31 protein-coding genes and 2 tRNA genes are annotated in these 21,266 nt (G+C 64.1%); 18 read left to right on the forward strand and 15 right to left on the reverse strand.

Annotated features, from left to right (window positions below):
- Positions 1 to 2 precede the first annotated feature (2 nt).
- From HBNXHr_RS10110 to HBNXHr_RS10135, 6 genes are all read right to left on the reverse strand, one after another.
- Positions 3 to 455: a PIN domain-containing protein gene (locus HBNXHr_RS10110; RefSeq protein WP_275882028.1), complete on the reverse strand. Its 453-nt coding sequence runs from the start codon at positions 453 to 455 to the stop codon at positions 3 to 5.
- Complete coding sequence (locus tag HBNXHr_RS10115; protein ID WP_275882029.1) at positions 452 to 808, reverse strand: DeoR family transcriptional regulator; 357 nt, start codon at positions 806 to 808, stop codon at positions 452 to 454. Before HBNXHr_RS10115 ends, HBNXHr_RS10110 begins: the two co-directional genes overlap by 4 nt.
- Before the next feature lie 141 nt (positions 809 to 949).
- A complete protein-coding gene (locus HBNXHr_RS10120) occupies positions 950 to 1,996 on the reverse strand; it encodes an Mrp/NBP35 family ATP-binding protein (protein WP_275882030.1) in 1,047 nt (348 codons plus the stop codon).
- Positions 1,997 to 2,086: 90 nt separating this feature from the next.
- A complete protein-coding gene (locus HBNXHr_RS10125) occupies positions 2,087 to 2,809 on the reverse strand; it encodes an acetoacetate decarboxylase family protein (RefSeq protein ID WP_275882031.1) in 723 nt (240 codons plus the stop codon).
- Positions 2,806 to 3,648: an SDR family NAD(P)-dependent oxidoreductase gene (locus HBNXHr_RS10130; protein ID WP_275882032.1), complete on the reverse strand. Its 843-nt coding sequence runs from the start codon at positions 3,646 to 3,648 to the stop codon at positions 2,806 to 2,808. The genes HBNXHr_RS10125 and HBNXHr_RS10130 overlap by 4 nt, the downstream gene beginning before the upstream one ends.
- A 66-nt stretch (positions 3,649 to 3,714) precedes the next feature.
- Positions 3,715 to 4,650: a hypothetical protein gene (locus HBNXHr_RS10135; RefSeq protein WP_275882033.1), complete on the reverse strand. Its 936-nt coding sequence runs from the start codon at positions 4,648 to 4,650 to the stop codon at positions 3,715 to 3,717.
- 114 nt (positions 4,651 to 4,764) lie between these two features.
- Between HBNXHr_RS10135 and HBNXHr_RS10140 the strand changes: the two genes are divergently transcribed.
- The 14 genes from HBNXHr_RS10140 (at position 4,765) to HBNXHr_RS10205 (ending at position 12,575) form a co-directional block, all read left to right on the forward strand.
- Positions 4,765 to 4,847, forward strand: a tRNA-Ser gene (locus tag HBNXHr_RS10140).
- 19 nt (positions 4,848 to 4,866) lie between these two features.
- Positions 4,867 to 5,394 (forward strand): 30S ribosomal protein S13, encoded by a 528-nt coding sequence (locus tag HBNXHr_RS10145; protein WP_275737106.1) that lies wholly within the window; start codon positions 4,867 to 4,869, stop codon positions 5,392 to 5,394.
- Positions 5,394 to 5,903 carry a 30S ribosomal protein S4 gene (locus tag HBNXHr_RS10150; protein WP_275737107.1) on the forward strand — a complete coding sequence of 170 codons (510 nt, stop codon included), beginning with the start codon at positions 5,394 to 5,396 and terminating at the stop codon, positions 5,901 to 5,903. Before HBNXHr_RS10145 ends, HBNXHr_RS10150 begins: the two co-directional genes overlap by 1 nt.
- Before the next feature lie 3 nt (positions 5,904 to 5,906).
- Complete coding sequence (locus HBNXHr_RS10155; RefSeq protein ID WP_275737108.1) at positions 5,907 to 6,293, forward strand: 30S ribosomal protein S11; 387 nt, start codon at positions 5,907 to 5,909, stop codon at positions 6,291 to 6,293.
- Position 6,294: 1 nt separating this feature from the next.
- The gene (locus HBNXHr_RS10160; protein WP_275882034.1) at positions 6,295 to 7,038 is read left to right on the forward strand and encodes a DNA-directed RNA polymerase subunit D; all 744 of its coding nucleotides are present in this window, start codon (positions 6,295 to 6,297) and stop codon (positions 7,036 to 7,038) included.
- A gap of 117 nt (positions 7,039 to 7,155) precedes the next feature.
- Positions 7,156 to 7,240, forward strand: a tRNA-Leu gene (locus tag HBNXHr_RS10165).
- An 18-nt stretch (positions 7,241 to 7,258) separates the two neighbouring features.
- On the forward strand, positions 7,259 to 7,609 hold the full coding sequence (locus HBNXHr_RS10170) for a 50S ribosomal protein L18e (protein WP_015790249.1): 351 nt from the start codon (positions 7,259 to 7,261) through the stop codon (positions 7,607 to 7,609).
- A complete protein-coding gene (locus HBNXHr_RS10175) occupies positions 7,606 to 8,070 on the forward strand; it encodes a 50S ribosomal protein L13 (protein ID WP_275737111.1) in 465 nt (154 codons plus the stop codon). Before HBNXHr_RS10170 ends, HBNXHr_RS10175 begins: the two co-directional genes overlap by 4 nt.
- Positions 8,064 to 8,462 carry a 30S ribosomal protein S9 gene (locus HBNXHr_RS10180; protein ID WP_275882035.1) on the forward strand — a complete coding sequence of 133 codons (399 nt, stop codon included), beginning with the start codon at positions 8,064 to 8,066 and terminating at the stop codon, positions 8,460 to 8,462. Before HBNXHr_RS10175 ends, HBNXHr_RS10180 begins: the two co-directional genes overlap by 7 nt.
- 14 nt (positions 8,463 to 8,476) lie before the next feature.
- Positions 8,477 to 8,671, forward strand: a complete 195-nt coding sequence (locus tag HBNXHr_RS10185; RefSeq protein ID WP_275882036.1) for a DNA-directed RNA polymerase subunit N — start codon at positions 8,477 to 8,479, stop codon at positions 8,669 to 8,671.
- On the forward strand, positions 8,671 to 8,847 hold the full coding sequence (locus HBNXHr_RS10190) for a DNA-directed RNA polymerase subunit K (protein ID WP_008523732.1): 177 nt from the start codon (positions 8,671 to 8,673) through the stop codon (positions 8,845 to 8,847). The genes HBNXHr_RS10185 and HBNXHr_RS10190 overlap by 1 nt, the downstream gene beginning before the upstream one ends.
- A gap of 2 nt (positions 8,848 to 8,849) precedes the next feature.
- Positions 8,850 to 10,049, forward strand: a complete 1,200-nt coding sequence (gene eno / locus HBNXHr_RS10195) for a phosphopyruvate hydratase (RefSeq protein WP_275737114.1) — start codon at positions 8,850 to 8,852, stop codon at positions 10,047 to 10,049.
- Positions 10,046 to 10,849 carry a 30S ribosomal protein S2 gene (gene rpsB / locus HBNXHr_RS10200; RefSeq protein WP_275737115.1) on the forward strand — a complete coding sequence of 268 codons (804 nt, stop codon included), beginning with the start codon at positions 10,046 to 10,048 and terminating at the stop codon, positions 10,847 to 10,849. Before eno ends, rpsB begins: the two co-directional genes overlap by 4 nt.
- Before the next feature lie 139 nt (positions 10,850 to 10,988).
- Positions 10,989 to 12,575 carry a molybdopterin-dependent oxidoreductase gene (locus HBNXHr_RS10205; protein WP_275882037.1) on the forward strand — a complete coding sequence of 529 codons (1,587 nt, stop codon included), beginning with the start codon at positions 10,989 to 10,991 and terminating at the stop codon, positions 12,573 to 12,575.
- 27 nt (positions 12,576 to 12,602) lie between these two features.
- On the opposite strand, the gene fen is transcribed toward HBNXHr_RS10205, so the two are convergent.
- The 4 genes from fen to HBNXHr_RS10225 all read right to left on the reverse strand — a co-directional run bounded on the left by fen (position 12,603) and on the right by HBNXHr_RS10225 (position 14,799).
- Positions 12,603 to 13,583, reverse strand: coding sequence for a flap endonuclease-1 (fen, locus tag HBNXHr_RS10210; RefSeq protein WP_275882038.1), 981 nt, complete (start codon positions 13,581 to 13,583; stop codon positions 12,603 to 12,605).
- Between the two features lie 72 nt (positions 13,584 to 13,655).
- Positions 13,656 to 14,189: a GNAT family N-acetyltransferase gene (locus HBNXHr_RS10215; RefSeq protein ID WP_275737118.1), complete on the reverse strand. Its 534-nt coding sequence runs from the start codon at positions 14,187 to 14,189 to the stop codon at positions 13,656 to 13,658.
- Between the two features lie 166 nt (positions 14,190 to 14,355).
- Complete coding sequence (locus HBNXHr_RS10220) at positions 14,356 to 14,523, reverse strand: hypothetical protein (RefSeq protein WP_275737119.1); 168 nt, start codon at positions 14,521 to 14,523, stop codon at positions 14,356 to 14,358.
- A 132-nt stretch (positions 14,524 to 14,655) separates the two neighbouring features.
- A complete protein-coding gene (locus HBNXHr_RS10225; protein WP_275882039.1) occupies positions 14,656 to 14,799 on the reverse strand; it encodes a hypothetical protein in 144 nt (47 codons plus the stop codon).
- Positions 14,800 to 14,916: 117 nt separating this feature from the next.
- Here HBNXHr_RS10225 and HBNXHr_RS10230 point away from each other — a divergent pair, with 117 nt between their 5' ends.
- Both HBNXHr_RS10230 and HBNXHr_RS10235 read left to right on the forward strand, forming a co-directional pair.
- Positions 14,917 to 15,351, forward strand: coding sequence for a DUF3054 domain-containing protein (locus HBNXHr_RS10230; RefSeq protein WP_275737121.1), 435 nt, complete (start codon positions 14,917 to 14,919; stop codon positions 15,349 to 15,351).
- A 258-nt stretch (positions 15,352 to 15,609) separates the two neighbouring features.
- On the forward strand, positions 15,610 to 15,822 hold the full coding sequence (locus HBNXHr_RS10235; protein WP_275882040.1) for a hypothetical protein: 213 nt from the start codon (positions 15,610 to 15,612) through the stop codon (positions 15,820 to 15,822).
- A gap of 107 nt (positions 15,823 to 15,929) precedes the next feature.
- Here HBNXHr_RS10235 and HBNXHr_RS10240 read toward each other — a convergent pair whose 3' ends face one another.
- The 4 genes from HBNXHr_RS10240 to HBNXHr_RS10255 all read right to left on the reverse strand — a co-directional run bounded on the left by HBNXHr_RS10240 (position 15,930) and on the right by HBNXHr_RS10255 (position 19,152).
- Entirely contained in the window at positions 15,930 to 16,988 is a 1,059-nt protein-coding gene (locus tag HBNXHr_RS10240; RefSeq protein WP_275882041.1) for a presenilin family intramembrane aspartyl protease PSH, read from the reverse strand.
- Positions 16,989 to 17,051: 63 nt separating this feature from the next.
- Positions 17,052 to 17,279: a Gar1/Naf1 family protein gene (locus HBNXHr_RS10245; RefSeq protein ID WP_015790236.1), complete on the reverse strand. Its 228-nt coding sequence runs from the start codon at positions 17,277 to 17,279 to the stop codon at positions 17,052 to 17,054.
- Positions 17,279 to 17,557: a signal recognition particle subunit SRP19 gene (gene srp19, locus HBNXHr_RS10250; protein ID WP_275737124.1), complete on the reverse strand. Its 279-nt coding sequence runs from the start codon at positions 17,555 to 17,557 to the stop codon at positions 17,279 to 17,281. Before srp19 ends, HBNXHr_RS10245 begins: the two co-directional genes overlap by 1 nt.
- A gap of 32 nt (positions 17,558 to 17,589) precedes the next feature.
- Positions 17,590 to 19,152: a cobyric acid synthase gene (locus HBNXHr_RS10255; protein ID WP_275882042.1), complete on the reverse strand. Its 1,563-nt coding sequence runs from the start codon at positions 19,150 to 19,152 to the stop codon at positions 17,590 to 17,592.
- A 225-nt stretch (positions 19,153 to 19,377) separates the two neighbouring features.
- Between HBNXHr_RS10255 and HBNXHr_RS10260 the strand changes: the two genes are divergently transcribed.
- Positions 19,378 to 20,028 (forward strand): SatD family protein, encoded by a 651-nt coding sequence (locus tag HBNXHr_RS10260; protein ID WP_275882043.1) that lies wholly within the window; start codon positions 19,378 to 19,380, stop codon positions 20,026 to 20,028.
- On the forward strand, positions 20,025 to 20,471 hold the full coding sequence (locus tag HBNXHr_RS10265; RefSeq protein WP_015790232.1) for a hypothetical protein: 447 nt from the start codon (positions 20,025 to 20,027) through the stop codon (positions 20,469 to 20,471). The genes HBNXHr_RS10260 and HBNXHr_RS10265 overlap by 4 nt, the downstream gene beginning before the upstream one ends.
- A gap of 18 nt (positions 20,472 to 20,489) precedes the next feature.
- Here HBNXHr_RS10265 and HBNXHr_RS10270 read toward each other — a convergent pair whose 3' ends face one another.
- Positions 20,490 to 21,209, reverse strand: coding sequence for a cob(I)yrinic acid a,c-diamide adenosyltransferase (locus HBNXHr_RS10270; RefSeq protein WP_275882044.1), 720 nt, complete (start codon positions 21,207 to 21,209; stop codon positions 20,490 to 20,492).
- Between the last annotated feature and the right edge of the window lie 57 nt (positions 21,210 to 21,266).

Raw genomic sequence — 21,266 nt, forward strand, 5'->3', positions numbered from 1 at the left:
CGTCAGACTTCGCCAGTATCGACCGGGACGCGAGTCAAACCGAGCGTCGCGAAGTCGTCGTCGAACGCGAAGATGTGAGAGATATCGTGCTCATCGGCAAGTGTCGCGTTCATGTGATCGATGAAGGAGATCGATTGGTCGTCGTACTGTTCGAACTGCTGGACCGTCACGTCGAAACGGTGGGCATCGACATTGATCAGATTGATCGATGGCGTTTCCCTGACAGTCGCCAGTGCTTCGACCGCTTCGGCGTGGCCGACACCGTACAGCAACGTCGTCGCCGTCTCCGAGAGAACGTATCGACTCGTGTACAGCGGCCCGTAGGCGTATTCGCCTGTCCCGATCCCATCCAGTAACTCAGTGGCCGCGTCGTGATGTGTATCGTCCTCATTGAATACCGCAACGAGTGCGTTCGTATCCACGAACAGCGGTGTCGACCGAGTGACCTGGGTCATGCCTCGTTACGGTACAACACGTCGTCCACATTCTCGGAGAGATCCTCGCGTCCCGACGCGAACGACGGCCTGTCGGCAAAGAGCGGGTCGTCTGGATCGACGGGTTCGGGTTCCACGCGATCATCTACAATCCACCACACGACAGTCCGTCCGCTCTTCCGACGATCGACGACGCCGTCCCGGTGGAGTTCTCTGAGTTTCCGCCGCGCCGTCTCGGTGGAGCAGTCCAGGTGCTCGGCCACGTCTGTAGAGGTGACAGCCGGTCCGTTCACGGAGCGAAAGACGTCCAATACGCGAGACTGTGAGACGGTCTCGACGAACTCCCCCGTGTCCGATCGTTCTCGGTTGCTCATACATGTCTTTGCTCACCATCTGGCAAAAGTCTTGTTGATACACCATGTTGGCACTCCAACGTGGTCGTAGTCATTCGAATCACTCTCGAGATCAGTGGAGGAGTCAGTCCCGGACGCCTAACAGAACGGCAAAACCCGTTGTCACTCGCCCTGCTCTGCAACTCGATTCCGGTGGACGATTCCCTGGTTGTTCGCCGTGTTGGCGACGAAGTTCCGGAAGGCATCGCTCACGTCGAGGTCATCAGCCAGCACCGCGGGTCGGCCCTCGTCGCCGCGTTCGCGGATCTCCGGATCGAGCGGGATCTCGCCCAGGAACGGCATCTGGACCTGCTCGGCGAACTCCCGACCGCCGCCCTCGCCGAAGATGGCGTGTTCGCTGCCACAATCGGGGCATTTGAACGAGCTCATGTTTTCGACGATGCCCAGGACGGGCGTGTCGTGCTTGCCGAACATCTCCAGGCCCTTCTTGGCGTCGTCCAGCGCGACACCCTGGGGCGTCGTGACGATCACCGCGCCCGTGACCGGGACAGTCTGGAGGAGTGTGAGCTGGGTGTCGCCGGTGCCCGGCGGGAGGTCGACGACGAGGTAGTCGAGTTCGCCCCACTGGACATCCTCGAACAGCTGAGTCAGCGTCTGGTGGACCATCGGCCCACGCCAGATCACGGGGTCGTCCTCGCCGAGCAGGAAGTCCATGCTCATGAGCTTCATCCCGTGTTTCTCCGGCGGGATGATCTTGTCGTCGTCCGTGGCTTCGGGGCGTTCGTGTGCGTCGAGCATCCGGGGGACGTTCGGTCCGTAGATGTCGGCGTCGAACACCCCGACACGAGCACCGCGATCGGCGAGTCCCGCGGCGAGGTTGACCGAGGTCGTACTCTTCCCGACGCCGCCCTTCCCGCTCGCGACGGCGATGACGTTCTTGACGCCCGGCAGGATGTCGCCCTCGGTGCCACGGTCGATCGTCGCCGAAAGCTCCACGGCCAGATCCGGTGCGGCGTCACCGATCACCTCACGGACGCGATCGGCGATGGTCGTCTCAGTCGGCGAGAACGGCGCACCCAGCGCAAGGTCGATGTGTGCGCTCCCATTCCGCAATTCGATGTCGTTGACCAGGCCCAACGAGACGATGTCGCCGTCGAGATCCGGGTCCTCGACCGATGCCAGCAGTTCCCGCAGCTCGGCTTCGTCCATACCCGCCGTAGGCTCCGAACGAGCGAAAAGACTTGTGACCCTGCCCGGACGCGTGAATATGACGCGAGCGGAGACCAGTCCGCACTCCGTTCAGTCCGTGACAGGCTCACCGACACCGATCGTGAACGTACAGTCGGCCGCCAGTCTGAAGATGGCTCGATCGCCCACGTCGATCGCGCTCAGTCGCCGACCGATCGGATGCTCGCCGAACGAGACCGACGCTCGCGAAGTGGCCGGCCAGGCACCCACGCGACCCCGTAATTTCGTCGGCTCCCGGAGCAATCGGTCGTCTTTCAGCGTGAAATTGTACCCGGTGAGTCGGGCAGGCAGCGTCGGCGGCCGCTGGATCGAAGTTGAAAGCAGCGGCTCCCCGTCGGCTCTGACAGTCGCGGTCCGTGTCTTTCCCTCGTCGGTCACGTCGATATCCGCGACGAGCTTTGGGTAGCCCCAGATGTCGACGCCGAAGGCCCGGGCGGGTTCCGTCGTCACCGGGAGCGTCTCGACGTAGCCGCTGACCGCTCGCCGGAGTAGGGAAGCCAGCGGTATCGTTCGCGTTCCCGCCTCGACTGCGGGAAAGAGGACGCCAACCTCGTCATAGGGCGGAATGGTCTCCTCGCCCACCCGGTCGTACCGGACGACGAGGACGGTCATCGCGGCACTGTCAGCCCGTATCCCAACGGGCGCTGTCCCGGCGGGGAGCCGTTGTTCGACGGCCGCCCGGTCGGCAGGGAAGACGGCCCCTGCGATCGTCGCCGAGAGGGAGACCGGGAGTTCGAAGGTGTGGCCAGTCGAGACGGTGATCGAGTCGGTCATTCGTCGATCGCCTCCCGAACGCGTTCGAGCGCCGCGAGCGCTCGGATCGTCACTCGTTGGCCCAGGTCCTGAACGGGCCGCGGGAGCCAGCGCGTCGCCAGCACCAGCCTGGCCGGCAGGCCGACGGGATACCGGGCAGCCGGATCATCCGCAGTCGCGGCGTCCTGGATGATTGACGCCACGCGTTCGGGTGAGACCGCCAGCGGACCACCGCCGAGCAACGCGTCCCCCTCGACGGCGTCGTAGATGTCCGCATACCGGTCTGACCGCTCGAAGCCGGACAGGAGATGATCTGACTCGACACTGAAGCCGGTGTCCACCCAGGCAGGTTCGACCAGCGTCACGTCGACGGGCCCATCGGCGACTTCGATCCGGAGGGCGTCGACCATTCCCTCTATTGCATGTTTTGATCCCGCGTACGCGCCCATGCCGGGCGTGACCACGCGGCCGTGCGTGCTCGAAACGACGACGGCCGTCCCGTCTCGCTCCCGTAGCAACGGCAGTCCAGTGGTAATGGTCCGGAGTGTCCCGTGGACGTTGACGTCGAACTGCCGATCGAGGCGCTCCGCCGGCAGGTCCTCGAGCGGCCCCGGCTGGCAGTAGCCAGCGTTGGCGACCACACAATCGAGGCCGCCGACATCGGCGCTGATCCGATCGAACAGTCGGTCGACGGCTGCACCGTCGGTCACGTCCAGGGTGGCGGTCTCACAGCCCTCGAGCCCTTCGAGCCCGTCGGTGTCGACGTCGGCGGCGTAGACTCGCCAGCCGCTGTTCGCGAACCGGCGGGCTGTCGCCCGGCCGATCCCGGCGGCAGCGCCGGTAACGAGAACGGTTTGCATCGAGACAGCGATCACAGCCCTGGCCGAAAGTCGTTCCGCTCGAGGCGAGGACAGGGGCTGACAAAATCACGCTCCGTCACTTTGTTGTTGCCACATGCCGTGACGACCCTCCATTTCCCGCGGTATGCCTCCTCCCTGGCTGCCGGATTGACGCTGCTTCTTGGGGCAATGGATGACGTATATCCGGGTATACGCGAGGGTTACGACAGCGGTCACCACCCCAGCCCATACGGCGAGAACCATCGCAAGGACCGGCTCGGCAAGCGCCGGCGGGAGCAATCCGAGTGGCGCGTGTCCGAGAAAGAGCAGGGAAAGGAGTCCGACTGCAGAAAATCTGTCCTCAGCGAACGCCGTTCGTCCCTGTCTGACCGATCGATCGAGAACGACGGCGGGGACGACGACCGGGAACAACGCCAGCAGATAGCCACCGAGGATCACCCCAACGACGAGACCGACGATCGGAAAGAACGAGCTCGGGAGGAACACACCGAAGTACAGCGGAACAGCGAATATAGTGATCGTGACGAAGAGGGCCGGGAGCGAACCCAGGAAGGCGCCGAACTGTGCGACGACGGTCCGGTGGCGATCCTCGAGCGCATCCTCGGCCACGACTGCAGCAAGGGCCGCCACCAATGCAATGTCCAGAAACAACACACCCCATCGAAGCAGGTCACCACCTACGACGAACAGCTCCAGCGAGCTCTGTAGCACGAACAGCTCCACGCTGCTGGCGACGAGCGCGACCACAACCAAGAATGGCGACTCACGGAGGATACGCACTGCCCACCGGAGCGTCGGTAGGAGGTGACGGCCGGGGAGCCGTTGCTGTTCCGGTTCCGTCTCGGATTCGTCGGCTGCCCACTCCACGTCGGTCTCGTGGGTTCCCCGCTCCGTTTCGGGCCTGTCGTCGGACCACCCACCGTCCGATTCGTCGGCGGACCAATCACTCATATAAGCAATCTTGGAGTCAGAATGAGCATAAGTGCTGTGATACGCGTTCACATCACGCTGACGACCCTTTCGTTGCGTTTATATACCGACGACAGGTACGGAAGAGTACGCATCGTGTAGGGGCATTGGCCCCGAGTCCGAGAGGGCGCGAGTACGTGACCGCGAGTCGTGGTAGCCAAGCGGCCCAAGGCGCATGGTTGCTAACCATGTGGCGTAAAGCCTCCGGGGTTCGAATCCCCGCCACGACGTTTCACGAGATCACCACATATGAGCGCAGAAGACCCAGACGCGGCCGAAGTGGAGGACGACGAGGACCTCCGCTATTTCGTCCGCATCGGACAGACGGACCTTGACGGCACGAAGTCCGTTGAACGTGCCCTGACAGACATGAACGGTATCGGCCAACGCGCGGCCCGCATCATCGCCAACGACGTCGGCATCGACCGACGCGAGACCTTCGGCCGACTCGAAGACGATCAGATCGAAGCGATCGTCGACCGTGTCGAAGGCTTTGCCGACGACGTGCCCGAGTGGCTCGCGAACCACCGCAACGACTTCTTCGACGGCGAGACGACCCACGAGATCGGGACGGACCTGAATCTCACCCGCCGGCAGGACATCAACCGCATGAAGATGATCAACGCCTACAAGGGCGTCCGTCACAAGCGCGGCCAGAAGGTCCGCGGCCAGCGGACCAAATCCACCGGCCGGACCGAGGGGACCATCGGGGTCAACGTCGAGGCGATCAAAGAGGAGCAGGCCGAGGAAGCGGCCGCCGAGGAGGATGAGGAATAATGGCACTCGGTTCAAACACCAAGTTCTACGAGACGCCCAACCACCCCTTCCAGGGCGAACGGATCGCCGACGAGCAGAGCCTCATCGGCCAGTACGGCCTCAAGAACAAGGAGGAGCTCTGGCGCGCACAATCCGAGCTTCGTTCCTACCGGCGTGAGGCCCGGAAGCTGCTGGGTGGCGGTGGCACAGCAGAGGAAAGCGAGGAGTTCATCGCACGACTCAAGCGCTATGGCATCCTCGACGAGGGGGACGCACTTGACGACATCCTTTCGCTGGATGTGACCGACGTTCTGGAGCGCCGTCTCCAGACGGTTGCCTACCGGAAAGGACTGGCAAACACGGCCGAGCAGGCTCGCCAGTTCATCACCCACGGCCACATCACCGTCGACGGTGAGCGTGTCTCGATCCCCTCGAAGACGATCGCCGTCGAGGAAGAGGGGGCCATCGAGTTCGACGAGAACAGCCCGCTCGCCGACGAACTTCATCCCGAGCGCGCGGAGGAACGATAATCCATGTCCGGAGAGCAATCCAAGTGGGGCATCGCCCACGTGCACGCATCGTTCAACAACACGGTCATCACGATCACCGACCAGACCGGTGCCGAGACTCTCGCAAAGAGTTCCGGCGGAACGGTCGTCAAGCAGAACCGGGACGAGGCCTCGCCGTACGCCGCGATGCAGATGGCCGAGACCGTCGCCGAGGACGTCATCCAGCAGGGCGTCGAAGGCGTTCACGTCCGCGTGCGTGGCCCCGGTGGGAATCAGCAGCAGAATCCCGGACCGGGCGCGCAGGCGACCATCCGGGCGCTGGCGCGAGCCGGCCTCGAAATCGGTCGTATCGAGGACGTCACTCCGATCCCACACGACGGCACCCGCAGCCCAAAATCCAGCGGATTCTAACATGGCCGAATACGACGTCACGTTCATCGAGCGCGGGGACACTGAGGCCCGGTTTCTCGTCCGGGGAGTGACACCTGCGTTCGCGAACGGCGTCCGCCGGGCGATGATCGCTGACGTGCCGACCTTCAGCATCGACACCGTCCGCGTCATCGAGAACTCCAGCGTGATGTTCGACGAGCAGATCGGGCTCCGACTCGGGCTGGTGCCGCTGACGACGCCGGTGGGCGAGTTCGAGATCGGTGACGAAGTCACGCTGGCGCTGGACGTCGAAGGCCCGGATACGGCCTATTCGGGCGACCTGGTGGCCAACGACGAGATGGTTGGACCAGCCGAACCCGACGTCCCGATCATCGAACTCAAGGACGATCAGCGACTGGAACTCGAAGCCGATGCGGTCCTCGATACGGGACGGGAACACGCCAAACACCAGGGCGGCGTGGCCGTCTCCTACCGGCACCTCCAGCGCGTCGAACCACAGGGAGAGCGCGAGGAGTTCGCCGACGACGACGCGGAGATCGTCCGCGGCGTCATCGAGGACGACGGCGACCTGATCCCGACGGAGGAGTTCGATCACGATCTGACGAACCGATACCCCGACACGCAGGTCGAGATCGAAGACGTGACCGATGCCTTCGTCTTCCACGTCGAGACCGACGGTTCATTCGACGTGGACACGCTGGTAAAGGAGGGCGTCGGCACGTTGCGGCGGCGAGCCGAGGAACTGACCGAAACCATCCAGCTATAACGATGACCAGGCCCCGAATCCCCACACCGACGTCGCCTGCCCTTCGTGGTGCGAGCGCGGCGTCCATCGGTTCGACCGAAAGGGGTTTTACGGGCCAGACAGAATCGAATCATGTTCGCAGGGATAGCCAAGTTTGGCCAACGGCGCAGCGTTCAGGGCGCTGTCCCGTAGGGGTCCGCAGGTTCAAATCCTGCTCCCTGCACTTTTCAGGAGGGACGTCATGAGTAAAACAAATCCGAGACTGCGTAGTCTCATTGCCGACTTGAAGTCGGTCGCCCGCGACGGCGGCGGTGACGTCTGGAGCGACGTCGCCGAGCGCTTAGAGAAACCCCGACGGACCCACGCGGAGGTCAACCTGGGTCGCATCGAGCGATACGCCCAGGAGGACGAAACCGTGGTCGTTCCCGGGAAGGTTCTCGGCAGCGGCGTCCTGCAGAAGGACGTTACCGTCGCCGCCGTCGACTTTTCGTCGACGGCCGAGCGGAAGATCGACCAGGTCGGCGAGACACTGAGAGTCGAACAGGCACTCGAAGACAATCCGGACGGTTCGAACGTACGGGTGATCCGATGAGTATCGCAACCATCGACGCGGACGTCGTCGTCGATGCCCGCGATTGTATCATGGGTCGCGTCGCGAGCCAGGTGGCCGAGCGCGCACTCGACGGTGAGACGGTCGCCGTCGTCAACGCCGAGCGAGCGGTCATCACCGGCAGCGACGAGGATGTCTACGAGACGTACAAGACCCGGACCGATCTTACCTCCGACCGTGGGCCAGCCTATCCCACGCGCCCGGACGGCATCTTCAAGCGGTCTATTCGCGGGATGCTTCCCTACAAGAAGCCCCGCGGTCGCGAGGCCTTCGAGAACGTCCGTGTGTACCTGGGCAACCCCTACGAGGGGAGCCAGGACAGAAACGGCGACCCAGTCGAGACGGAGGTCCTCGAGGGCACGTCACTGGATCGGCTGTCGAACATCAAGTTCGTCCAGCTGGGCGAACTGGCAGAAGACCTCGGAGCGAACGTAACATGGTAACGAACACGTCAGGCAAGAAGAAGACGGCAGTCGCCCGCGCGACAGTGTCGGACGGCGACGGGCGGATTCGGATCGATTCCCGCCCGGTCGAACTCGTCGACCCGGAACTGGCGAAGCTCAAGATGCTCGAACCGTTCCGCATCGCGGAGGACGAACTCCGCGAGAACGTCGATATCGAAATTTCCGTCGAGGGTGGCGGCGTCATGGGGCAGGCAGACGCCGCCCGGACGGCCATCGCCCGTGGACTCGTCCAGCATACCAACGACGCGGAACTCCGGGACGCCTACATGGCGTTCGATCGCTCGCTTTTGGTCAACGACGTGCGCCAGAGCGAGCCCAAGAAGTGGGGCGGTCCGGGTGCCCGCGCCCGATACCAAAAATCTTACCGCTGAGGTGATCACACGTTATGATGATACCGGTCCGATGTTTCACCTGTGGCACTGTGATCGGCAGCGAGTGGGAGGAATTCAAAGAACGGGCCCGCGAGGGCGAGGAGAATCCCGAGGCAGTGCTCGACGAACTCGGCGTCGACCGACACTGCTGTCGCCGGATGCTCGTCTCCCACGAGGACCTGGTCGATGTCGTTTCCCCCTACCAATAATGCCGAACGAACAATACAACCGCTACGAAAAGGCCCGGATTCTCGGTGCCAGAGCGCTGCAGGTGGCATACGGAGCACCGGTACTGATCGACACCGATCAGACCCAGCCGATCCTCATCGCGGCCGAGGAGTACGACGCTGGTGTCCTGCCGTTTACGGTCAATCGAGGTAACTAACGATGACGCTAATCACGAACGTAACACTCCGACGCGTACTGGACTCACGAGGAAACCCGACTGTCGAAGCCGACGTCACCACCGAGAGTGGTGGGTTCGGCCGTGCCGCCGCACCGAGTGGCGCGAGCACGGGCGAACACGAAGCGATCGAACTCCCGCCGAGCGAGGCGATCGCGAACGCCCGCGACCTGGCCGTCCCGCGACTCGAGGGCGAGGTCTACGCCGGCGACCAGCGCTCCGTCGACGCGGCACTGCACGCCGCCGACGGGACCGACAACTTCTCGGAAATCGGTGCCAACTCCGCGGTCGCCATTTCGATGGCCGCCGCGAAAGCTGGCGCTGACGTCCTGGGTGCCCCGCTGTATCAGCACCTCGGCGGCACCTTCCGCGGCGATCAGTTCCCGACCCCGCTGGGCAACGTCGTCGGCGGCGGCGAGCACGCCGAAGAGGCGACCAACATCCAGGAGTTCCTCTCGGCACCCGTCGGCGCGCCGAGCGTGACGGAGGCCATCTTCGCCAACGCCGAGGTCCACGCCGAGATCAGTTCGATCCTCGAGGAGCGCGGCGTGCCCGTCAACAAGGGCGACGAGGGCGCGTGGGCCCCGCCGATCGGTGACGACGAGGCCTTCGAGGTCGTCGCCGAGGCGACCGACCGCATCAGCGACGAGCGCGGCTTCGAGATCAGCTTCGGGCTGGACATGGCCGCCGCCGAGATGTACGACGGCGAGGAGTACGTCTACGAGGGCGAACCCAACCGCTCGACCCAAGAGCAGATCGACTACGTCGTCGAGATGGTCGAGGAGTACGACCTCGCGTACGTCGAGGATCCCCTCGACGAGAACGACTTCGAGGCCTTCGCCGAACTGACCGAACGCGTCGGCGATCAGACGCTCATCTGTGGCGACGACCTCTACGTGACCAACGTCGAGCGCCTCCAGGAAGGGATCGACCTGGGCTCGTCGAACTCCATCCTCATCAAGCCCAACCAGATCGGCACGCTGACCGACGCGGTCGACGCGATCGAACTCGGCTCGAAGAACGGCATCGAGTCGGTCGTCTCCCACCGCTCGGGTGAGACCGAGGATACGACGATTGCCCATCTGGCCGTCGGCGCGGCCGCCCCCTACATCAAGACGGGGACGGTGGCCGGCGAGCGGACGGCCAAGCTGAACGAACTCATCAGGATCGAAGAGAACGCATGAGCGACGACGACGCTGACATCGAAGCAGACGAGACCGAGGCCGCCTCGGAACCCGCCGGTGAGGCCGGCGCGGTGGCCGAGGAAAGCGCGCCCGAGGCGGACGGCGAAGAGCCGTCGGGCGACGACGAGGTTGGGGAACAGGACGACGCTGGCACGGACGATGCGGCCGAAGAGAGTCCGGCCCAGCTCGACGAGAACGTCATGCCGGATGAGCAGTCGGAGGCGGACCTGCTGATTCCGGTCGACGATTACCTCTCGGCCGGCGCCCACATCGGGACCCAGCAGAAGACCAGCGACATGGACCGGTTCATCCACCGCGTCCGGACTGACGGGCTGTACGTGCTCGACGTGAGCATGACCGACCAGCGCATCCGCACCGCCGCGGATTTCCTGGCCAACTACGAGCCCGAGCAGATCCTGGTCGCCTCCTCCCGGCAGTACGGCCGCTTCCCGGCCGAGAAGTTCGCCGACGCCGTCGGCGCTCGCGCCCGGACCGGCCGGTTCATCCCGGGGACGCTCACCAACCCGGATTACGACGGCTACATCGAGCCGGATGTCGTGGTCGTGACCGACCCGATCGGCGACGCCCAGGCCGTCAAGGAGGCCATCACGGTCGGCATCCCGGTCATCGCGATGTGTGACTCCAACAACACGACCGGGAACGTCGATCTGGTCGTCCCGACCAACAACAAGGGTCGAAAGGCACTGAGCGTCGTCTACTGGCTGCTCGCCAACGAGACGCTCGACCGCCGCGGTGCGGAACCGGCCTACTCGCTCGCCGACTTCGAGAGCGACCTGTAGGACGACAGCGCAGTCTCGGATCCGATTCGCGGGCGGAACTCGTTTTGACAGTGCTGAACTCTCCCCGTTGAGAGGCCCTATCAGCCGACGATATCGCCGGTTACCCAAGGTATTCGGTCACCTAGCATAGTGCCAACGTATGGCACGGGACACGACAGGCGAGTTCGCGTGGACTGCCGGAGCCACCGCATGGGTGGTAGCGACACTGGTGGCACGGCCGCTTGTTGGCTCGGACCCGCTGCTCGTCGCCGCCCAGGCGATCATCGAGACGGCCCCGGGCTGGCTCGCGACGTGGGCGATCGAAACCTTCGGAGTGGCTGCCCGGACAGTACTCGTCGCTGGTGTCGCAACCGGACTCGTCATCACCGCGGGCACACTCGGCGCGATCGGCGACCGAGTGACGCTTCGGCGAGCACGACGGAGCCAGGTCCTGTGGCTCACCACGACCGGCGTGGTGATCGGGACCGCTGTCGGCTTCTATTTGGCAGCGGGCGGCGTCTCGTTCCGATGGCTGCTTGCCACGGTCATCGCGCTCACGGGCCCGGGTATCGTCTGGTGGATATACGCTGGAGTGCACGAGCCGATCGGGCGACGACAGGCGCTGGGCCGGATCGGCGGCGGGGTCGGCGCGTTGGTCGCGGGCGGCGCGATCGCCCGGATACTGGGGCAGCCACCGGCTGCAGACGGTCCACAGCCGGGTGAGCCATTCGACGCCGCGGAGAAAACGGAAGTCGGGACGACCACGCCGACTCCAAGACAGGCGACCGGTGAGGAAACCATCGAACGCCAGCGATCGACCGACGGTGTCGTCGTGTCGGTTGCGAACGACGAGCGGGACTTCACGTTCGATTTCGAGGGGATGCCACCACGGAGACACACGGCCGAGGAGCACTTCGTGGTCGATAAGAACATTACCGCACCGAACGTCGCGGCCGAGGGGTGGTCGCTGTCAATCAGGGGGGCCGTCGATAGCGAGAAGGACATCGCCTACGAGACGCTGCTGGATCATCCCGACCGGCGGGAGATGACGGTCACGACACTCTGTATTTCGAATACGGTTGGCGGAGACCTGATCGGGACCACCGATTGGATTGGAATTCCGGTCCGGATGCTACTTGCGGACGCGGGCATCACTGACGACGCGGTCGACGTCGTCACACACGCCAGAGACGGCTACTCCGAGGCGATCCCGTGGTCGGTCGTGCGTGATCGTGACGACATCATCCTGGCGATCGGCATGGACGGCAAGACGCTGCCGGCCGAACACGGCTTTCCGGCGCGGTTGCTCGTCCCGGGCCGATATGGGATGAAGTCGACGAAGTGGATCACGGAGATCGAACTCGCGGACAGCGACCACACCGCATACTGGGATCAGCGTGGGTGGGACGAGGAGGCGGTCGTCAACACGCTATCGTACGTCCGCGCGATCCAGCGACGCAACGAGCGAATCGCGGTCGGCGGCATCGCCTACGCCGGCACGCGTGGGGTCGAACGGGTGGAGGTGAGTCTCGACGGCGGCCAGACCTGGAACGAGGCGGCTCTCGAAGACCCTATTTCACCACACGCCAGGCGACGGTGGCAACTGGTGGTCGAGCGGCCGGACACGGGACCACTCGACGTGATCGTGCGGGCGACAGACGGTGCTGGGAACCGCCAGACCAGCAAGAGAGCGCCGCCCCACCCCAGCGGCTCGGCCGGGTGGCATTCGATCACCGTGTCGCTGTGATGCCGGTCCGGCTGTCGACGCCGAAGCCTACGTCCAGTCTTCGAGCCCGGTCTGGACCACGGAGGATTCGATCCGTTCGAACCCGCGGGCAACTTCGTCGGCGTCGACCTCCCATTGGTCAGTGACGAACTCACGGGCGGCTGCCAGATCGGGTTCGATCGCCGTCTCGATGGAATACTCGTCAGTGACCGCCGGGTCGAGAAACAGCTCGCGGATCCGATCGGCATTCTCGACGTAGACATCCTCGTTCTCGCTGACGCCCCAGAGATCGCCGTACTCGCGGACGGCTTTCACCGCCGTTTTGGGGCCGTACCCACGGACGCCCTCGTTGAAATCCGTCCCACAGAGCAGGGCGACGTCAACGAGTTGCTCCCAGGAGAGGCCGTGTTCGTCAAGCGTCGCCTCGAAGTCCATCAGTTCGGGGTCGCCCGAACTGGTGAGTTGCCGGAGCGTGTACGGCGCGCCAAAGAGCAAGGCATCATAGTCCTCGGTACCGACGTATCCGACGTCACCCTTTCTGGCCATGTAGGCAGCCTGGCCCTCGCCCTCCGCCGGGGCGTCAACGACCGGGACGTCGAGCAGCGCGAGGAGTTCCCGGGTGGTCTCTACGATGACGTCAGTCAGGCGCTGGGTACGGGATTCGAGGCGAGCAACCTTGACGGGGTCGTCCTCCTTGCGGGCTTGCGCCAGTTCGTCCTCGTATTGCTCGCGCTGTTCGCGTCGGCGCTTTACTTCGTCGTCTTTGAGGTCGGTAACCGCACCGTCAAAGACGAACACGGGCGTGACGTCGGCCTCGAAGAACTTCGGCAGACCCTGGACGACGCCGACCAGGTTTGCCACCTCCGTGCCGTCGTCAGTGGTATATACCTCATCGTTCGTCCACTTGACCGTCGTCGTGAGGTAGCGATACAGCCAGTTGTGCGCGTCGACAGCAACGACCGAGCCGTCGAGTTCGTCGAAGCTAACGTCCTCGATGACGGCGATGTCCCGGAGATCAGCGTTTCCCATTGTCGGCGAGTACATCCCAGACGGGTTTGAATCTCCCGCCTCAGCCCGGTCCAACTGGTAACGATCCCACCGTCAGGACTCGGCCGGGCTATCGACGACCGGCGGCGGATCGCAATCCTCGCAAGCATCGAGGAATGAGCGCAGAGAATCAGTCAGATCGCGCTCGCGAAACGCCCCAAGACCGGCCTGGTAGCGCTCGCGCGTTCGAGTCGAGGCAGTGCTACAGACGAGTTCGGCAAGGCCGGTGGTTTCGCCGGTGTAAGCCAGCCCAGCCCGGTAGAAGGCCTCGTAGGCGAGCGGGTTGTTGACCCCGGCTTTCACTTCGTCGTAGCCCCGGTCGTGGGCCCGATCGACGACGAATCGAAGCAATCGCGATCCGATCCCCTCGTCACGTCGGTCGTCGCGAACAGTCACATACCGGATGCGGAGACAGTCGTCGTCGGTTCGATCGGCGTCGAACGCCGCCGCCGCGACGACGACACCGTCCTCCCGCGCGACAGCCTTGCCGGTACGCGGGATGACGAACTTCCCGGCATAGGCGAAGTGCTCATGATCGAGAGATAGCGTCGGTCCGTCGGAAGGCCAGCCGAGTAGAGAGTACTCCACACCGGACGCTTTGAGATGGAGAGAGAAGTGATTGACCCCCGATCAACGCCGGACTAAGCAGGCCGTCGCCAGCCGTCGATCATCCGTGTGATCTCGAGCGCTGGGCTGTTGGCCATCGAGAGCCGACCGGCACAGGATCGGAGTGTGACAGTGAGAACGCGACGCGTTAGCGAAAGTCCTCGGGGGACACCGTCACAGACGACTGTACCCAGGCTGTGTAATTCTCCCGGTCGTAGATGATGAACTTCTCGTCGCTGAGGATCAGCTGGGCGTAACGGTCATCCGGCTGTCGGTGTTGCCGGTCGGCCATGTCGTCCGTTGGCGGTGCGCTCATAGTGGGTCACAGTGGCTTGGATGCCACGTTTTCCTCCTGGGCAAAGTTGGTCACGCCATCGGCATAAACGCTCGTACCGGATTATCATATCGAATAACAACTGACGGGGGCCGGGTGACGGAAAGTAATGCCTCAAAGCGCCGCCGAATCGCGGGCGTAGCTCAGGCCAGTGGCGAGTGAACTCGCCAGGACGACGTTGTGATACTCGGCAAGGGCAAAAATACTGGAAGGGATCTCGGTCGTCGAGGAAACCGAAAGCGCCCTGCGGCGAGTCAAACACCGCCCCCACGGCGGACGAACAGACATTCAATAGTCGATGGGTTCGTCGCTGGCCCATAGAACCCGGCGGTCGAAACGGGAACGCCCAAGTCCCCGGCCCCGTTCTCCCCGGATATGGGTGCTGTGACCTCCATGCTCCGAAAGCGGGTCGACCTGTCGGCCACGACAGCGATCCTGGCCGCGGGTGACCTGGTCGCGATCGCCGCATTCGTGCTTATCGGCGCGGTATACGGCCACGGCGAATCAGTCTCGAACGTCGGGAGACACGTCGGAACCTTCCTCCCCTTTCTGATCGGCTGGCTGCTCGCGACACTGCTGGGAAGCCTCTATACCACCGACGCACGGCGGTCGATTCTACGGGCGGTCTCCTGGACGATTCCGGCCTGGATCACCGCAGCACTGATCGGCCAGGTACTCCGCGCATCGTCGCTGTTTCACGGCTCGTTCTCGCCGATCTTTCTGCTTATCTCCATACTGGTTGGACTGGCGCTGTTGGTCCCCTGGCGGGCGGCCGTCGCCTACTGGCTCGGCGGCGGCACGCTGACCTGAGGTCACAGACGAATCGCCATCCCGACTACAGTGTCGACTGTTTCAGGTTCTTTCATCGGCCACGATTCGAAGTAGTCTCACAGGCCCGGTACCAGTCCGTCGGCTATTTCGAGCACCGAAATAGCCGACATAAGTTATGTAAATATTTTCCTGAACCATAGGAAATAAGTTGAACGGAATCAACATGAGTTATAACGGGTTATACGAATGAATATGAGAAATGTTTTTGTAGCCACAGTTTGTATATTATAATAGACCATGATGGAATACTACGACCTGGTCCTCGGACTCATTCCGCTCGTCCTGGTCAGCGGCGCGGGAGTGCTCACCAGCATCGGCGTTGCCCCCATCGCTGCGATGTCGATCGCCTCGCTGGTGGCAGTTGGCCTCATCGTCCACGGGCTGTTCGTCCGCAATCCGATCGAGACAACGCGAGAGGCCAAGCAGGGGGCATCGCGTTTCGCCGACTGAGTGGCCGCATAGCGCACCGAACGATGTCGTCCCGTGATCTCTGTCGCCTTCCCGTTCCTCCGGTCGCTTCCAGTACTCCTTGTTGATCAACTCCGCACGGCTATCAGTCAGAAGTACGGCCCGAGCCCGAGCGTCTCGACCAGCGACATCCCGGTAGCGAGCGCACCGACAAGATACCCGGCGATCGCCCCGCCGTTCAAAAGCGGGAGGGCGGCGTGTGCGCGCCCGGCAAGGACCATCCGTAACAGCACGGCCAGCCCGAGAAATGTCCCGACCACGGCGGTAGCCGCGGGCACGGCGATCGAGAACGCGCCGATATCGACGGTCGGAACGGACGCGTCCGCGAAAAAGGCGACGGAGGCGACCAGCACCGTCGGAATGATCGCGTCGCCGAGTCCGATGAACAGTGCCTCACGATCCTCGAGTGGATCGTCGTCTTCGTCCTCGATGTCATCGGAGTCAGCTTCGACATCCTCGTCGGTCGTCTCTCCCTCGCTCCCGTCGGTTGAGCCGTCGTCGCCACTCTCAGAGCCATCCGCGACCGCCGCTGAATCCGCCCGAAAGGAATAGCCAAGCGACATCGGCGCGACCAGCACGACGGGGACTTTCAAATCCATCACGCCGGAGGCGATTGTCAGCATATGCTCGGTGCCGTACACGCTGATGACATCGTAGACAGCCAGCACGGAGAGCAAGACCAGGGCAGGAAACACGCCGAAGGTGATGCCGAACAGGCCGGCCGCCCCCGCACCCATGACGGCCCCCGTGGCGTCGATGACATACCACTCCGGATAGACGTACAGCGCGATTCCGAGCGCGAGCGCGCCGAGCAACGCGGCACCATGGAGGCCGTCCCCGATCGGCAGCGTAACGACGGGCGGAAGCAGCATCGAGAGGACGATGAAGGCGATGTACGCCCCGGTCGCGACGATCATGCCGCGGATCGCCCACTGGACCTCGTACTTGAACGCGGCGAGCAACACGCCGGTCATCACGAGGACCGCACCGATGTACAACAGGCTATTGACCGGGTTCTGTGGGTCCTCGACCGCCTGGAGTCCCGCCGTTTTGAACGGGTCGACCAGCGCGAGCGCGCCGAGTTGGACGAACAGGAAAATCGAAACGATCACCGAAATCGAAAGCGCGAGTCCACGGTACCGAGCCATACAGTATCCCTCGGGACGGCGTCGGGAAAAGTGATTTCGGTCCGGCGACAACCGGGAGTCGGCTCACCGATAATACAGCGGCTGGCCGACAAGCGCTGGCGGGTGAACACTGTCGACCGGCGAGACCGCGAGATACGGCCGCTCGACCGGCCCGAACACGTCGACGACGCGGCCGACCGTCGCCAGGGAGTCGTCGATGACGCTCGTTCCGATATCAGGATGGGTTTCGTCGGGACACTGCACGACGGCCACACTTTGAGCGATCCCCCGAACCTCCCCGGCTCGGCGCATCACTCGCGGAGCGCGGCGACGTAGGCCGCCACGGCTCCCAGGAGGTCACTCTTCGTTGCGTCGTCGGCATCCTTCACGAGGACGCGGCCACGGGTCTCGTACTCCCGCGGATAGGTTTTCTCGCGTTCGATCACTGCGTCGTAGCCAACCTGCTGGACCGCCTTGGCGATCTCCTCGACCGTCGGCTCCTCGACAGCAAGATCTTTCGAGACGCGTCGGCCCTCGCTTCGCGTGCGCTCGGCATCGAGGGCCGCCGGCCAGATGACGTTCTCGACCATGTGTCCCGGTCGTCGGCCCAGGGGTAAACCCCTTACTGGTCACGTCCACTCGTCTCCGCGACTGACGGAACCACCGCCGTGAGGTCGATGGGTTCGACCAGCTCGGCAGCGCGATCGAACGGATCGCCCTGGGGTGCCATGCGATCGGGACGCTCCACGCCGGCCTGCTCGAAGACGTTCTCGACGAACGCGTCCCGGAGTCTCCGGTTCTCGAAGCAGCCGTGGAGATACGTCCCGAGTACCTGCTGGTTCGCGACGCTCTCCGGGCCGATAGGTCGGGCCACACCGTCCGGAACTGTCGTCTCGCCCATGTGGATCTCGTACCCGGAGACGTCCCCCGTCGCGCCCGCGACCGGGCCGACACACGTCACCTCGTAGGTCGCCGCAGTTACACGCTTCTCGGTCGAAAAATGGGTCTCGACGGGAAGCAACTCAAGGCCAGCGACCGTCCCGGTCGCCGTCGTGCTCTCGACGCCGACGTTCCGGAGCCGCTCGCCGAGTAACTGATAGCCGCCACAGATCCCCACGATCGGCCCGTCGAACGAACCGATCGCGTCACCGAGTCGCGAGTCCCGTACTGCGAGCAGGTCGTCGACGGTATTCTTCGTCCCCGGCAGAGCGAGCGCGTCAGCGGTCGCGGCCCCACTGTCGAGTGGCAGGAACTCGACGCGGACGCCTGGTTCACGGGCCAGCGGTGCCACGTCGGCCACGTTCGAGAGGTGTGGAAGTCGCGGGATGCCGACCGTGACGCAGTCGTCCGGCGGGACACCGTCGTCATCGCCCCACGTGCCGCGCTCGCCCGCCGACGGGAGCGAGAGGCTATCTTCTGCGGGCAATCCGGGATCGTCGTGAGGCAGGACGGCAACGACCGGGACGCCCGTCCGTTCTTCGATCGCCGCAAGGCCGGGTTCGAGCAGTGAACGATCGCCCCGGAACTTGTTGATCACGAGCCCGACCACTCGGTCACGGAGATCCTCGGGGAGCAGTTCGAGCGTGCCATAGAGACTGGCGAAGACGCCACCGCGTTCGATGTCGCCGACCAGCAGGATCGACGCGTCGGCGAAGCGCGCGGTCTCGACGTTCGCCAGATCCCGGTCCTGGAGATTGATCTCGGCGATCGAGCCCGCGCCTTCGGCGACGATCACGTCGTGGCGGGCGGCGAGCCGATTGTAGGCCTCGCGGGCGGCCCGACGGGCGCGGTCCCAGTGGTCCTCGTAGTACGTCCCCGCGGCGAAGTGACCCACGGACTCGCCGTCGATGACCAGTTGACTCTCGCCGTCGCCTCGCGGTTTGAGCAGGACGGGATTGTGATCGGTCGTCGGTACCACGCCGGCGGCCCGGGCCTGGACATACTGTGCAATGCCGATCTCGCCGTAGGCGTCAGGATCGCCGTCCGCGAGTTCGCTGTCATCCCCCTCGCCGACGGTCCCGACCGCACCCGGTTTGAATCCCACCCGGGCGTTGTTGGACATGTTCTGGGCCTTGAACGGCGCGACGGAGACGCCCCGGTCGGCCAGCCGCCGGCAGAGCCCGGCGACGATCGTACTCTTCCCGACGTGACTGGCCGTCCCGGCGACCAGAACAGTTCGTCCCATCTGCTGGCCATTTCTGGGAGTCGGGGAGACACGTGTCTTTCGACCGGTCCTGCGGTCAGTGACAGCGTCGAGGGGAGAAGAGAGGTGAGGGGTTCCCGCCACTCGAATCAACCATATATAGTTGAACTCCACGCAAACAACTTTTTTCAGTTGAATCTTTGACGATGATGAGACTATATCGGTTGAACCAAAGCGCATAAACCAGAAGTGGTTGAATACTCACGCATGACCACCCGACGCTGTGTCGTCATCGGCGACGTGATCGGGTCCCGCGAGGTGGACGATCGCACGGCGTTGCGGGATCGTCTCGAAACCGGGCTCGAAGCGGTCAACGACGCGCTTGCTGATCGGCTCGTCGCCCCCTTCGCGACGCTGAAAGGCGTCGACGAGGTCGGCGGCGTCCTGGAATCCCCGGAGGGAGCCTACCGTGCACTTCAGTTGTTGACCGAGGCGATCCATCCGACCACGATGCGGGTGGCGATCGTTCATGGGTCGGTCGACATCGGTGCAAACACTGGTGACGTCGCCGAGATGGATGGCCCGGCGTTTCACACGGCCGACGACGCGCTCGGACGACTCGACGAACGCGAACGCCTCGTTGCCCTGTCCTTCGAGGAGGCCCATTCGTGGCAGGTCGGCTTGATCGAAGCGCAGATGGAACTGCTCTCGATGTGGAAGGAAGCGTGGACGCCACGGCAGGCAGAGGTCGTCCGGACCTACCGCGACGCGGCGACGATGGGAGCCGCAGCGAAACGGCTTGGTGTCTCAGTGCAATCAGTCTCGAAGACGCTCAAGCGTGCGCGGGCCGTGACGATCATCGAGATAGAGGAGACACTCGAGACGGCACTGTCTCACCTCGCGGAGGGGACGCCATGAATCGCTGGACTGCAGCGTCGCTGGTCCTGGCGGGAGTCTCTATCGCCCTGCTGATCGCGTCCGCGCCGGCGACCGTCACGAGCGACGTCGAACTCGAGTGGATCGGCACGGTCCTCGGCGGCTACGGCCTCCTCGTGGCAACAAGTGGCTACGTCGTCGACGGCACGCTCCGGTTTGCGGGCGCGGAAGTCAGCGGCGAAGAGGCGGACACCGGCCGGGCAGTCGGCAAGGTCGAGAACGTTCTCATCCTCACACTGACCCTGCTCTCGGCGTACACCGCCCTCGGCCTCGTCTTCACCGCGAAGTCGATCGTTCGCTGGCAGGATATCACGAGCGGCAACACGACGTACTATCTGACCGGAAGCGTCGCCAATGTCACCTACTCACTCGTCTACGGCGTCGTGATGGCTGCGTTGATACCCGGTCTGTCGGTGTCCCTCTGATGAGTGGTCCCGGCCTCCTCAGTACTCGGTCCCCTTCCGCGCCGGGTGCCCCGTCTCCAGCGGGTGGGCCTGTTTCTCGACGTGGCTGAGCAGGTCCGCCTCTCCTTCGAGGTATGCCGGATGCTCGTGGCCGCCGGTCAAAACGAGTTCGAGGCCGTCCGGCTTCACGGCGATCAGATCGAGCACGTCGTCGGGGTCGATCAACCCGCGGTTGGCCGCATACAGCACTTCGTCCAGAATCAGCATGTGGACACCGTCAGTCGGCGCACCGTCGAGCGCGAATGGCGTCGTTGGATCACGCTCGCCAGTGGCGTCGACGATCGCCCGGGCACGTTCCAGTGCTGCCCGTGCCCTGGCGGCGTGTTCGTCGTCCGCGGTGTCGTCCATGAAGCCGTGCCAGCCAACGTGGCCAGTGTTCTCGATGGTGTAGCCCGAGACGTGCTCGATCGCGTTGTACTCCCCGCGGACACCCTCGACCGAGGGTGTGCCACCTTTCATGAACTGGAGGACGTGCACGCGATAGCCGTGCCCGGCCGCACGCAAGCCCATCCCGAGGGCAGCCGTCGTCTTGCCCTTCCCGTCGCCCCACCACGCCTGGACGAGGCCGGATGCGTCGGGCGCGGCGGGGGCGATCACTTCGACATCCGGAACGGCCTCGGTCTCCGGCCCGCCGGTCGTCGCTGAAGAGTTACACTCGGTCGCCGATTCCACGCTGTCGTCGGTTGGATTTCGTGTCATCGTGTTTGCTCCAGTGGTTCCGGCAGTAGTCCTCGATGGCCGGTCACGGATGGGGTG

The organism is Halorhabdus sp. BNX81, assembly GCF_029229925.1.
Taxonomy (GTDB): Archaea; Halobacteriota; Halobacteria; order Halobacteriales; family Haloarculaceae; genus Halorhabdus.

Coding starts and splice junctions, on each gene's coding strand:
- HBNXHr_RS10110 (WP_275882028.1), bottom strand. CDS start 455: ATGACCCAGGTCACTCGGTCGACACCGCTGTTCGTGGATACGAACGCA.
- HBNXHr_RS10115 (WP_275882029.1), bottom strand. CDS start 808: ATGAGCAACCGAGAACGATCGGACACGGGGGAGTTCGTCGAGACCGTC.
- HBNXHr_RS10120 (WP_275882030.1), bottom strand. CDS start 1,996: ATGGACGAAGCCGAGCTGCGGGAACTGCTGGCATCGGTCGAGGACCCG.
- HBNXHr_RS10125 (WP_275882031.1), bottom strand. CDS start 2,809: ATGACCGACTCGATCACCGTCTCGACTGGCCACACCTTCGAACTCCCG.
- HBNXHr_RS10130 (WP_275882032.1), bottom strand. CDS start 3,648: ATGCAAACCGTTCTCGTTACCGGCGCTGCCGCCGGGATCGGCCGGGCG.
- HBNXHr_RS10145 (WP_275737106.1), top strand. CDS start 4,867: ATGAGCGCAGAAGACCCAGACGCGGCCGAAGTGGAGGACGACGAGGAC.
- HBNXHr_RS10150 (WP_275737107.1), top strand. CDS start 5,394: ATGGCACTCGGTTCAAACACCAAGTTCTACGAGACGCCCAACCACCCC.
- HBNXHr_RS10155 (WP_275737108.1), top strand. CDS start 5,907: ATGTCCGGAGAGCAATCCAAGTGGGGCATCGCCCACGTGCACGCATCG.
- HBNXHr_RS10160 (WP_275882034.1), top strand. CDS start 6,295: ATGGCCGAATACGACGTCACGTTCATCGAGCGCGGGGACACTGAGGCC.
- HBNXHr_RS10170 (WP_015790249.1), top strand. CDS start 7,259: ATGAGTAAAACAAATCCGAGACTGCGTAGTCTCATTGCCGACTTGAAG.
- HBNXHr_RS10175 (WP_275737111.1), top strand. CDS start 7,606: ATGAGTATCGCAACCATCGACGCGGACGTCGTCGTCGATGCCCGCGAT.
- HBNXHr_RS10180 (WP_275882035.1), top strand. CDS start 8,064: ATGGTAACGAACACGTCAGGCAAGAAGAAGACGGCAGTCGCCCGCGCG.
- HBNXHr_RS10185 (WP_275882036.1), top strand. CDS start 8,477: ATGATGATACCGGTCCGATGTTTCACCTGTGGCACTGTGATCGGCAGC.
- HBNXHr_RS10190 (WP_008523732.1), top strand. CDS start 8,671: ATGCCGAACGAACAATACAACCGCTACGAAAAGGCCCGGATTCTCGGT.
- eno (WP_275737114.1), top strand. CDS start 8,850: ATGACGCTAATCACGAACGTAACACTCCGACGCGTACTGGACTCACGA.
- rpsB (WP_275737115.1), top strand. CDS start 10,046: ATGAGCGACGACGACGCTGACATCGAAGCAGACGAGACCGAGGCCGCC.
- HBNXHr_RS10205 (WP_275882037.1), top strand. CDS start 10,989: ATGGCACGGGACACGACAGGCGAGTTCGCGTGGACTGCCGGAGCCACC.
- fen (WP_275882038.1), bottom strand. CDS start 13,583: ATGGGAAACGCTGATCTCCGGGACATCGCCGTCATCGAGGACGTTAGC.
- HBNXHr_RS10220 (WP_275737119.1), bottom strand. CDS start 14,523: ATGAGCGCACCGCCAACGGACGACATGGCCGACCGGCAACACCGACAG.
- HBNXHr_RS10230 (WP_275737121.1), top strand. CDS start 14,917: ATGGGTGCTGTGACCTCCATGCTCCGAAAGCGGGTCGACCTGTCGGCC.
- HBNXHr_RS10235 (WP_275882040.1), top strand. CDS start 15,610: ATGATGGAATACTACGACCTGGTCCTCGGACTCATTCCGCTCGTCCTG.
- HBNXHr_RS10240 (WP_275882041.1), bottom strand. CDS start 16,988: ATGGCTCGGTACCGTGGACTCGCGCTTTCGATTTCGGTGATCGTTTCG.
- HBNXHr_RS10245 (WP_015790236.1), bottom strand. CDS start 17,279: ATGCGCCGAGCCGGGGAGGTTCGGGGGATCGCTCAAAGTGTGGCCGTC.
- srp19 (WP_275737124.1), bottom strand. CDS start 17,557: ATGGTCGAGAACGTCATCTGGCCGGCGGCCCTCGATGCCGAGCGCACG.
- HBNXHr_RS10255 (WP_275882042.1), bottom strand. CDS start 19,152: ATGGGACGAACTGTTCTGGTCGCCGGGACGGCCAGTCACGTCGGGAAG.
- HBNXHr_RS10260 (WP_275882043.1), top strand. CDS start 19,378: ATGACCACCCGACGCTGTGTCGTCATCGGCGACGTGATCGGGTCCCGC.
- HBNXHr_RS10265 (WP_015790232.1), top strand. CDS start 20,025: ATGAATCGCTGGACTGCAGCGTCGCTGGTCCTGGCGGGAGTCTCTATC.
- HBNXHr_RS10270 (WP_275882044.1), bottom strand. CDS start 21,209: ATGACACGAAATCCAACCGACGACAGCGTGGAATCGGCGACCGAGTGT.